At 68.8% G+C, this 10,176-nt stretch carries 11 protein-coding genes; 8 read left to right on the plus strand and 3 right to left on the minus strand.

Features of this window, described 5'->3' with window-relative positions; genetic code table 11:
* Positions 1-108: 108 nt before the first annotated feature.
* Positions 109-582 (minus strand): SseB family protein, encoded by a 474-nt coding sequence (locus JHN63_RS45940; RefSeq protein ID WP_019073480.1) that lies wholly within the window; start codon positions 580-582, stop codon positions 109-111.
* A 167-nt stretch (positions 583-749) separates the two neighbouring features.
* Here JHN63_RS45940 and JHN63_RS45945 point away from each other — a divergent pair, with 167 nt between their 5' ends.
* From JHN63_RS45945 to JHN63_RS45965, 5 genes are all read left to right on the plus strand, one after another.
* A complete protein-coding gene (locus JHN63_RS45945; RefSeq protein WP_200691084.1) occupies positions 750-2,576 on the plus strand; it encodes an acyl-CoA dehydrogenase in 1,827 nt (608 codons plus the stop codon).
* A 121-nt stretch (positions 2,577-2,697) separates the two neighbouring features.
* Positions 2,698-3,993, plus strand: a complete 1,296-nt coding sequence (locus JHN63_RS45950) for a M18 family aminopeptidase (RefSeq protein ID WP_200691085.1) — start codon at positions 2,698-2,700, stop codon at positions 3,991-3,993.
* Positions 3,994-4,090: 97 nt separating this feature from the next.
* On the plus strand, positions 4,091-4,318 hold the full coding sequence (locus JHN63_RS45955) for a DUF6458 family protein (RefSeq protein ID WP_200691086.1): 228 nt from the start codon (positions 4,091-4,093) through the stop codon (positions 4,316-4,318).
* A gap of 186 nt (positions 4,319-4,504) precedes the next feature.
* The gene (locus tag JHN63_RS45960; protein WP_200691087.1) at positions 4,505-5,563 is read left to right on the plus strand and encodes a glycosyltransferase family 2 protein; all 1,059 of its coding nucleotides are present in this window, start codon (positions 4,505-4,507) and stop codon (positions 5,561-5,563) included.
* A 43-nt stretch (positions 5,564-5,606) separates the two neighbouring features.
* Entirely contained in the window at positions 5,607-5,771 is a 165-nt protein-coding gene (locus JHN63_RS45965) for a hypothetical protein (protein WP_200691088.1), read from the plus strand.
* Between the two features lie 28 nt (positions 5,772-5,799).
* Here the strand turns inward: JHN63_RS45965 and JHN63_RS45970 are convergent, their stop codons facing one another.
* Entirely contained in the window at positions 5,800-7,671 is a 1,872-nt protein-coding gene (locus tag JHN63_RS45970) for an NHL domain-containing thioredoxin family protein (protein WP_200691089.1), read from the minus strand.
* A 67-nt stretch (positions 7,672-7,738) separates the two neighbouring features.
* Here JHN63_RS45970 and JHN63_RS45975 point away from each other — a divergent pair, with 67 nt between their 5' ends.
* Complete coding sequence (locus tag JHN63_RS45975) at positions 7,739-8,455, plus strand: hypothetical protein (RefSeq protein ID WP_234478704.1); 717 nt, start codon at positions 7,739-7,741, stop codon at positions 8,453-8,455.
* A gap of 49 nt (positions 8,456-8,504) precedes the next feature.
* On the opposite strand, the gene JHN63_RS45980 is transcribed toward JHN63_RS45975, so the two are convergent.
* Positions 8,505-8,960, minus strand: a complete 456-nt coding sequence (locus tag JHN63_RS45980; RefSeq protein WP_200691090.1) for an ATP-binding protein — start codon at positions 8,958-8,960, stop codon at positions 8,505-8,507.
* 229 nt (positions 8,961-9,189) lie between these two features.
* Here JHN63_RS45980 and JHN63_RS45985 point away from each other — a divergent pair, with 229 nt between their 5' ends.
* A complete protein-coding gene (locus tag JHN63_RS45985) occupies positions 9,190-10,035 on the plus strand; it encodes a helix-turn-helix transcriptional regulator (RefSeq protein WP_200691091.1) in 846 nt (281 codons plus the stop codon).
* 9 nt (positions 10,036-10,044) lie between these two features.
* Positions 10,045-10,176: DUF397 domain-containing protein (locus JHN63_RS45990; RefSeq protein ID WP_200691092.1), on the plus strand; the 132-nt coding region annotated here is incomplete at its 3' end.

Below are 10,176 nucleotides of genomic sequence, written 5' to 3' on the forward strand. Positions count from 1 at the left end.
CCCAGTCGCTGAAGTGCGGGGCGCGATCCGACGAGAAGTCGACGGTGTTCCCGGCGCGGCCGGGGTGCGCCCCGCACTTCAGCGACTGGGCGGGAAGTGGATCGACCCCTATCCGTACATCCGGCGCATCGCGAACTCCACCATCTGCTCGACCGCCTTCGCGTCGAACACCATCCGGTGCTCGCCCTCCATGTCGACGACGAAGCCGTACCCCGTCGGCAGCAGGTCGATGACCTCGGCGCCGGTGATCACGAAGTACTTGGACTCCTTGCCGGCGTAGCGGCGCAGTTCCTTCAGCGAGGTGAACATCGGGATCACCGGCTGCTGGGTGTTGTGGAGCGCGAGGAAGCCCGGGTTGTCGCCGCGCGGGCAGTACACCTTGGACGTCGCGAAGACCTGCTGGAAGTCCTCGGCCGCCATCTGCCCGGTGGTGAAGGCGCGTACCGCGTCCGCCAGCGAGGGCGGGGACGGCTCGGGGTAGAGCGGCGGCTGCTGGCCGTAGCCGCCCACGCCACCGGCCATCTGCTGCTGGGGCGGGACGTACCCCTGCTGAGCGCCCACGTTCTGGTCGTAGCCGTACATGACGGCAAGAGTACTGAGTCACAGATGGACGGCTTGGGGTTGCGTCTTATTACCGACGGGTAGCATCATCGTAGCTACTGCTTAGTACACGTCGTCCAGCTACACGTCGTCCAGTACAAGTCTCGTCACAAGTCTCGTCGTACATATCTTTCTACGGAGTCGTCGCCATGGGGCACTACAAGTCGAATCTCCGCGACATCGAGTTCAACCTCTTCGAGGTCCTCGGGCGCGACAAGCTGTACGGCACCGGTCCCTTCGCGGAGATGGACACGGACACCGCCAAGAGCGTCCTGGAAGAGCTGACCCGCCTCGCGGAGAACGAGCTGGCGGAGTCCTTCGCCGACGCCGACCGCAACCCGCCGGTCTTCGACCCGGAGACGAACACCGCGCCGGTGCCCGCCTCCTTCAAGAAGAGCTACAAGGCCTTCATGGAGTCGGAGTACTGGCGGCTGGGCCTGCCCGAGGCCATCGGCGGTACGACGGCTCCCCCCTCCCTGATCTGGTCGTACGCGGAGCTGATCCTCGGTGCGAACCCGGCCGTGTGGATGTACTCCTCCGGCCCGGCCTTCGCCGGGATCCTCTACGACGAGGGCAACGACGTACAGAAGAAGATCGCGCAGCTGGCCGTGGAGCGGACCTGGGGGTCCACCATGGTGCTGACCGAGCCCGACGCCGGTTCGGATGTGGGTGCCGGTCGTACCAAGGCGATCCAGCAGGACGACGGGTCCTGGCACATCGAGGGCGTCAAGCGCTTCATCACCTCCGGTGAGCACGACATGGAGGAGAACATCCTTCACTACGTGCTGGCGCGGCCCGAGGGCCACGGCCCGGGCACCAAGGGACTCTCCCTCTTCCTCGTGCCGAAGTTCCTCTTCGACGTCGAGACCGGCGAGCTGGGCGAGCGCAACGGCGTCTACGCCACGAACGTCGAGCACAAGATGGGCCTCAAGGCGTCCAACACCTGCGAGATGACCTTCGGCGACCGGCACCCCGCCAAGGGCTGGCTGATCGGCGACAAGCACGACGGCATCCGCCAGATGTTCCGGATCATCGAGTTCGCCCGCATGATGGTCGGCACGAAGGCCATCTCGACGCTCTCCACCGGCTACCTCAACGCCCTCGAGTACGCCAAGGAGCGCGTCCAGGGTCCCGACCTCGCGCAGTTCATGGACAAGGCCGCGCCCAAGGTCACCATCACGCACCACCCGGACGTGCGCCGCTCGCTGATCACGCAGAAGGCGTACGCCGAGGGCATGCGCGCGCTCGTGCTGTACACCGCCTCGGTCCAGGACGCGATCGCCGTCAAGGAGGCCGAGGGCGAGGACGCGTCCACCGAGCACGCGCTCAACGACCTCCTCCTGCCGATCGTCAAGGGCTACGGCTCCGAGAAGGGCTACGAGCAGCTCGCCCAGTCGCTTCAGACCTTCGGCGGCTCCGGGTTCCTCCAGGAGTACCCGATCGAGCAGTACATTCGGGACGCCAAGATCGACACCCTGTACGAGGGCACCACCGCGATCCAGGGCCAGGACTTCTTCTTCCGGAAGATCGTCCGCAACCAGGGCGCGGCCCTCAACTCCCTCGCCGAGGACATCAAGAAGTTCCTCGCGCTGGGGACGGGCGGCGAGGAGCTGTCCGGCGCCCGCGAGCACCTCGCCAAGGCGGCCGTCGAGCTGGAGGCCATCGTCGGCCTGATGCTGACCGACCTCGCGGCGACCGAGCAGGACGTCAAGAACATCTACAAGGTGGGCCTCAACACCACCCGCCTGCTGCTCGCCTCCGGCGATGTCGTCGTCGGCTACCTGCTCCTCAAGGGTGCCGCGGTCGCCGTCGAGAAACTGGAGACGGCCTCCGCCAAGGACCGCGCCTTCTACACCGGCAAGATCGCGGCCGCGAAGTTCTTCGCGGGCAACGTTCTGCCGGGCGTGACCCTGGCCCGCAAGGTCGCCGAGGGCGTAGAACTGGACCTGATGGAACTGGACGAGGCAGCCTTCTAGACGACTCCCCGACACGTTCCAGGACAACACCGGTACAGCTTCGCGAAACCCCACATCGCCCTTGTGAGGGCCCGCTCCCACCCCCGGGAGCGGGCCCTCGTACGTCGTTAAGGTGAACCCCATGAGCGCACCCTCCCGCTTCGACCGCGGCCACACCGACGATCTGATGTCCTTCCTGGCGGCGTCCCCCACGCCGTACCACGCCGTGGCGAACACCGCCGAGCGGCTGGAGAAGGCCGGATTCAGGCAGGTCGCCGAGACGGACGCATGGGAGGGGACGACCGGCGGCAAGTACGTGCTGCGCGGTGGCGCGATCGTGGCCTGGTACGTCCCCGAGGGCGCGGCCCCGCACACCCCCTTCCGCATCATCGGCGCGCACACCGACTCCCCGAACCTGCGGGTCAAGCCGCGCCCCGACACCGGCGGGCACGGCTGGCGCCAGGTCGCCGTCGAGATCTACGGCGGGCCGCTGCTGAACTCCTGGCTCGACCGGGACCTCGGTCTCGCCGGCCGGCTGAGCCTGCGGGACGGTTCGACGCGCCTGGTGAACGTGGACCGGCCGCTGCTCAGAGTGCCCCAACTCGCCATCCACCTGGACCGTTCCGTGTCGGCGGACGGGCTCAAGCTGGACAAGCAGCGGCACCTCCAGCCGATCTGGGGCCTGGGCGACGACGTCCGCGACGGCGACCTGATCGCCTTCCTGGAGGAGGAGTCGGGGCTCGCGCCGGGCGAGGTCACCGGCTGGGACCTGATGACCCACTCCGTGGAGGCACCCGCCTACCTGGGCCGCGACCAGGAGCTGGTCGCCGCTCCGCGCATGGACAACCTGCTGTCCCTGCACGCCGGCGCCGCCGCGCTCGCCTCCGCCGCCGCCCGCGAGAACCTGCCGTACATCCCCGTGCTGGCCGGTTTCGACCACGAGGAGAACGGCTCGCAGTCCGACACCGGCGCGGACGGGCCGCTGCTCGGCGGGATCCTGGAGCGCTCGGTGTTCGCGCGCGGTGGCTCGTACGAGGACCGGGCGCGTGCCTTCGCCGGGACCGTCTGTCTGTCCTCCGACACAGGTCACGCGGTGCACCCCAACTACGCGGAGCGGCACGACCCGACGCACCACCCGCGCGTCAACGGCGGCCCGATCCTCAAGGTCAACGTCAACAACCGCTACGCCACGGACGGTTCGGGCCGCGCGGTGTTCGCCGCCGCCTGCGAGAAGGCGGGCGTGCCCTTCCAGACCTTCGTCTCCAACAACTCCATGCCCTGCGGCACGACGATCGGCCCGATCACCGCGGCCCGCCACGGCATCAAGACCGTAGACATCGGCGTGGCGATCCTCTCCATGCACAGCGCCCGCGAACTCTGCGGAGACCGCGACCCGTTCCTGCTGGCCAACGCGCTGGTGGCGTTCCTGGAGGGTTAGCCAACTCCCCTTCGGCGCATGGGTGTTGTCTCCCCGGGTACCCGGAGGCGGACCGGGCCGACCGGACCGGATCTGGCAGGACAGGGAGGCGACACTCATGGGCCTGGGCGGATGCATCATCCTCATCGCCGTCGGCGCGATCCTCACGTTCGCGACCGACTGGCACATGCAGGGGGTCAATCTCGACCTGGTCGGCGTGATCCTCATGGTCGTCGGGCTGATCGGCGTCGTGACGTTCGCCGGCATGGCCCGGCGCAGGCGCGTGGTGATACCGGGTCAGACGACCGTCGTCGAGGGCGACGAGACGCGCGGCTACCGCGGCTGATACGGCGCGTACCCCGCACTCGGGCCGAATCGCCCGCACAGGACATACACAGCCAACCGTGAGCAATCCGTGACGCGGGGCGCATTGTGCGGTTGTGTGAACCTCGTGAAGACTTCGTGCAGTTGAGGGCCCGGGGAGAGGCAGCCCCGGGCCCGTCTCACGATCGTCACGGGGGAGGCCGCTGCCGTGCTCGAACCACGGCTGGTGGTCCTGATCCCGGCCCACAACGAGGCGGACCGCATCGGCGCCGCGATCGAGGGCCTGTGGCGGCAGACCCGCAAACCCGACCTGATCGTCGTCGTCACCGACAACTGCACCGACGACACCGCCGAGGTCGCCGCCTCGCACGGCGCGGACGTCTTCGCCACCCGGGGCAACACCCACAAGAAGGCCGGCGCCCTCAACCAGGCCATCGACTGGGTCCTGCCCCACCTCGACGAGCGCGACCTCCTCCTCGTCCAGGACGCGGACACGATCCTCAACCCCTGGTTCAGCGAGACCGCGACGGCCACCTTCAACCGCAAGGTCGGGGCCGTAGGAGGAGTCTTCTACGGCGAGCAGGGCGGCGGACTCCTCGGCCTGCTCCAGCGCATGGAGTTCCAGCGCTACGCCTGGGAGCTGGACCGCACCGGCGGCAAGGCCCAGGTCCTCACCGGCACCGGCACGATGTTCCGCGCCCGCGTCCTGCGCGAGGTCCGGGAGGCCCGCCACTCGGGACTGATCGGCGGCGGCGACGGCTACTACAGCCTCGCCTCCCTCACCGAGGACGACGAGATGACCAAGGCGGTCAAGACCCTCGGCTACCGCGCGATGTCCCCGGCGGGCTGCGCGGTCACCACCGAGGTCATGACCAGCCTCCCCAAACTCTGGCACCAGCGCCTGCGCTGGCAGCGCGGCGCCCTGGAGAACCTCCGCGACTACGGCTGGACACGTGTCACCGCCCGCTACTTCCTCCAGCAGTTCCTGATGGGCTTCGGCGCGCTGTCGTTCCTGATCTACCTGACCTTCATGGCCACGTATACCACGCTGTACGGCTGGCCCGGCCTCTCCCCGTTCTGGACCGCGATCGGCCTGATCTTCGTGATCGAGAAGACCGTCTCCGTCCGCCGCGCCGGCCCCCTCGCGGTCCTGGTCGCCGCGCTGATGATCCCCGAGATGCTCTACGACCTCTTCCAGCACGCCGTCTACTTCACCTCCCTGTGGGGCCTGGTCCGCCGCAGCGAGGAGAGGTGGGTGGCCACCTAGGCCCATCCCTCACATCACTTCACGTCCGCAAGGAGAAACGTTTATGTACGGAAGAGTTGTCGGCGCCGGAACGACCGGTGCCGGTGGTGCCACCCTGGCCGCGACGGGCCTGTGGCTGAACAGCATGGCGATGATGGTGGCGGCGACGACGCTGGTGGCGGCGGGGATGGCGCTGTACAAGCTGGCTCCGTGGGCGCGGCGACGGTAGCCCTTTGCTTTGCTGCTGATCCCCCGTTTCAGGCGTTCTGGTCGGGCTGGTCGTCGCGGTCGTCCATGCCGGCCAGGACGAGGGGGAGTCGGTCCGCCCCGCCCTCGGTGAGGCGGACCGGGACGCCCCAGTCCTGCTGGTGGACATGGCAGGCGGGGTATTCGTTGGACGGATCGTCGTCGCAGGACGCGGCCATCGCGGAGATGTGCAACACGCCTTCCGCGACGGCCTCGTTGAGGGTGAGGGTGCGGTTCAGGTCCGTGCCCGCGCCCTCGCCGGCGAGGAGCAGTTCGGGCGGGGTGGCCGAGACGAGGAGGCGGGTCGAGGGGCCGTAGCGGGTGTCTAGCTTCTGGCCTGCCGGAGCCTGGAAGATGACGTCCAACTTCACTTCTCCCAAGGCGACTTCGGTGGCCGCGCGCTGGGTGCGATGGGCCACGGACTCGACCCGCACCGCCTCCTCCGGCAGCCGCAGCCGGGTCAGCCGGTGCCGGGCCGACTCGACGACCAGGATGTCGTCGCCGACGAGCACGGCGTCGCTCGGCTCCCTCAAGTCCGTGGCCAGCGTGGTGACTTCGCCGGTCGCGGGGTCGTAGCGGCGCAGTGCGTGGTTGTACGTGTCGCTGATCGCCACCGAGCCGTCCGGGAGCGCGGTGACGCCCAACGGGTGCTGGAGCAGCGACTGTTCGGCCGCTCCGTCGCGGTGCCCGAAGTCGAAGAGTCCGGTGCCGACGGCGGTGTGGACGGCCCCGTCGAGGTCCACCCAGCGCAGGGCGGACGTCTCGGAGTCGGCCAGCCACAGCCTCTCGTCGGTCGCGGCGAGCCCCGAGGGCTGCGCGAACCAGGCCTCGGCGCCGGGCCCGTCGACGAGCCCCTCGTTGGTGGTGCCGGCGGTGACGGCGACGGTGTCCTCGGCGGGGTCGTAGGCCCAGAGTTGATGCACACCGGCCATGGCGATCCACACCTTGCCCTGCCACCAGGCCACGTCCCAGGGGGAGGAGAGGCTGACCTCGCGGGCGGGGCCGGAGGTGGGCTCGCCCTGCATCCACTGACGGCCGGTGCCCGCGAGGGTGGTCACGGCACCGGTGGTGAGGTCGAGTCGGCGCAGCGCGTGGTTGACGGTGTCGGCGACGACCACGGACCCGTCCTCGCCGAGGGCAAGCCCCTGTGGCTCGTTGAAGCTTGCGGAATCCGCCGTACCGTCACCGAACCCGCGCGCCCCGGAACCGATCCGCCGTACGACGCTCTCCCCGTCGGCCGCCAGCTCGACCAGTTGGTGCCGGGTGGTGTCGCTGACCAGGAAGGTGCCGCCGGGGAGGGCGATCGCCTTGCCGGGGAAGCGCAGCACGGTGGGCTCGGGCTCCGGGGCCACATACGGACCGTCCCCGCGCCGGAGCGTCCCCTTCGCCGCGTGCTCGGTCTCCAGCTCCGCCACCAGCCGCTCGATGGCGTGCGCGTGCCCCTCGCCCGCGTGCTGCGCGACGACGTACCCCTCGGGGTCGATCACGACGAGCGTCGGCCACGCGCGCACGGCGTACTGCTTCCAGGTCGCCAGCTCCGGGTCGTCCAGCACCGGATGCTCCACCCCGTACCGCTCCACGGCGTCGACGACCGCCTGATGCTCCGCCTCGTGCACGAACTTCGGCGAGTGCACCCCGATGATCACCACCGTGTCCCGGTGCTTCTCCTCCAACTCCCGCAGTTCGTCCAGAACATGCAGGCAGTTGATACAGCAGAAGGTCCAGAAATCCAGAATGACGATGCGTCCCCGCAGGTCGGCGAGGGTGTACTCCTCACCACCCGTGTTCAGCCAGCCGCCCTTGCCGGTGAGCTGGGGGGCGCGGACGCGGGCGCGTCGTCGAGACGTGGGCGCGGGGGTGGGCGCCGGGGCGGCATCGCTCATCCTTCAAGCTTGCCATCCTGGTATGAACGTCGGATCACACGCGTACGGCACAACCCAAGGGGCGCGGATGGACACTGACGGGCACGGAACGGATGCGGGGCGGCCGGCGAGGCCGGTGCAGGGGTTCATGGCGCTGCCGGGGCGCACGGAGCGCCGGGAGGACGTCTACGAGACGTGCCTGGAGAACGTGGTCCGAAGCCTGGGGCTCGGCGTCGCATTAGAAACGGACCGGGCGGACCTTCGGACCTGGGGGCACGTCGTCCGGGCGGCGATTCGTGGCGCCTGCCGACGGGGCATCGTCCTTTCCGAAGAGTCCTTCGAGGTACTGCTCAGGGCAGCCGTCCACGAGCCCGACCCGAGTTTCAACCGCTGGTTCGTCGAGCCGGCCCTGAACGCGTTCGGGCACAGGCGCGTCCGCATCGCGCTGCTCGGGTACCTGCGAACGGGCACAGACCTTGAGCGGGCCGGCGCCGCGCGGGCCTGGTACTGGTCGGCCCTGCCTCTCCGGATGCCCGTAGTACGAGCGGAGAACGGCAGAGCCACCGGTCAGGCGGAGACCGATGACGGCTCGACCGTGGTCGCCGAGTGGAACGAGGCCGCTCTGCGCGAGTTCGTGAGCAACGAGAACGTGGACGTCCGGCGCTGCGTCCTGCCGGGGTTGTCGCTCCGGAAGTCTGCCTATCCGCCGGAACTGCACGCCCTGGTGGACGTGGCGGTGGCGACAGCCCGGTCCCATCCGGACGAGTACATCCGCCACCGCGTGGAACACCAGGTCGGCGACTGACCCCTATGGGGGTGCTCAGCGGGCTTCGGAAGAGCTTACGGCTGGTCGGTCATGGTGATGCCGGGCGGCGTACGGGCAGGTCCGCGGGCAGGTCCGCGGGCAGGTCGAACCACACCCCCTTGCCCTCCGGGTGGGGCTGGCCGCCGTACGGGATGTCCGGGCTGTGGCCCCAGCGGCCTTCGGTGAGGGCGTCCACCAGGAAGAGACCGCGGCCGCCGCCCCGCTCACCCGGTTCGGGCGTCAACTCCCTTATCACCGGCGGGTTCTCGTCGCCGTCGTACACCACGACCCGTAGCCGTCCCTCTTCCACCGCCAGCCACAGCACCGTGCCGTCACCGCCCTTCGCGTGGACGCAGGCGTTGGTGACGAGTTCCGAGGTGCAGAGGATCGCGTCGTCGACCAGGGCGCGGTCCAGCTCCAGCGTGCGCAGGACGGTGGCGACGAAGTCGCGGGCGATGTGGGGGGAGGTGTCGAGGGGTGGGCAGATGAGGGTGTAGGAGGGCATGGGGCATCAACTCCGGTGAGGTGAGGGGGGTTTGCGCGAACCCGGGCTCGTTGCTGTCCGGCGCCCCGGTGTGGATGGTCGGGGTGGCACTTCCAACGGGCGGTGGGCGTGCGGGAGTTGCGGATGGGTGACCACTTGGGCACCCTCCGTGAGGTACGTTGCGACCATAGCGACTCAGCCTGATACGCAGCAACCGCTCAGGAAAAGTACGACAAACGAGGAGAACGCCATGCCTCCGAGGGCCAACCCCACCGCACGCCAAGGGCGACTCGGCGCCGAACTGCGCAAGCTGCGCGAGGCGACAGGCATCGAGTCACGGGACGCCGCAGCCTTCCTCGGCGTGAACCAGACCCAGATCAGCCACATCGAATCCGGCCGGTTCGGAATCAGCGAGCAGCGGCTGCGCGGACTGGCCGGGTTCTACGAGTGCGACGACAGCCAACTCGTCGACGCATTGGTGGAGATGGCGGTGTCCCGGTTCAAGGGCTGGTGGGAGGAGTATCGCGGCGTGATGCCGCCTACGGCGTTCGACCTCGCCGAGTTGGAGCATCACGCGACGTACGCCCGCGTATTCGAGATGGTGCACATCCCGGGAGTCCTCCAGACCGAGGACCATGTACGCGCAGCCTCACTGTTCGTCGAGCCGAACCTCCCGGAGGAAGACCGCGAGGCCCGCGTCACGTTCCGGATGCGCCGCCGAGAGGTCATCACGTCGGGGACCCCGTACGACGTGATCATCCATGAAGCCGCACTACGGATGCGGGTGGGGGGCTCCAAGATCGCCCATGCCCAACTCGACCATCTTCTTCAGGTATCCGGCAGGGAATCGGTCACCCTTCGCGTCATCCCGTTCGCGGCCGAGGGATTCGCCGGGGCGGGATTTCCCATGCAGTACGTTGGCGGCGCCGTACCTCAACTGGACACCGTGCAGATCGACACGCCCCATGGTGCCGAGTTCATCGACGCCACAGCGCGGCTGAACCGCTACCGAACCCGGAGCGAGATCATCGACAAGGCAGCCCTCCCGCAGGAAGCTTCGCTCGACCTCATCCGCCGTATCGCCCAGGAACTTTGAAGGAGCCCCGTGCCTGACGTCCTCCGCTGGCAGAAGTCGTCGTACTCCGGAGGAGACGCCGACACCAACTGCCTGGAAATAGCCGCTACTTCCACCACCCTGCACCTCCGCGAGAGCGACGCCCCCGCCACCCTCCTCACC

This window comes from Streptomyces sp. MBT65, assembly GCF_016612545.1.
GTDB lineage: Bacteria > Actinomycetota > Actinomycetes > Streptomycetales > Streptomycetaceae > Streptomyces.

Coding starts and splice junctions, on each gene's coding strand:
- JHN63_RS45940 (WP_019073480.1), bottom strand. CDS start 582: ATGTACGGCTACGACCAGAACGTGGGCGCTCAGCAGGGGTACGTCCCG.
- JHN63_RS45985 (WP_200691091.1), top strand. CDS start 9,190: ATGCCTCCGAGGGCCAACCCCACCGCACGCCAAGGGCGACTCGGCGCC.
- JHN63_RS45970 (WP_200691089.1), bottom strand. CDS start 7,671: ATGAGCGATGCCGCCCCGGCGCCCACCCCCGCGCCCACGTCTCGACGA.
- JHN63_RS45945 (WP_200691084.1), top strand. CDS start 750: ATGGGGCACTACAAGTCGAATCTCCGCGACATCGAGTTCAACCTCTTC.
- JHN63_RS45965 (WP_200691088.1), top strand. CDS start 5,607: ATGTACGGAAGAGTTGTCGGCGCCGGAACGACCGGTGCCGGTGGTGCC.
- JHN63_RS45975 (WP_234478704.1), top strand. CDS start 7,739: ATGGACACTGACGGGCACGGAACGGATGCGGGGCGGCCGGCGAGGCCG.
- JHN63_RS45955 (WP_200691086.1), top strand. CDS start 4,091: ATGGGCCTGGGCGGATGCATCATCCTCATCGCCGTCGGCGCGATCCTC.
- JHN63_RS45980 (WP_200691090.1), bottom strand. CDS start 8,960: ATGCCCTCCTACACCCTCATCTGCCCACCCCTCGACACCTCCCCCCAC.
- JHN63_RS45950 (WP_200691085.1), top strand. CDS start 2,698: ATGAGCGCACCCTCCCGCTTCGACCGCGGCCACACCGACGATCTGATG.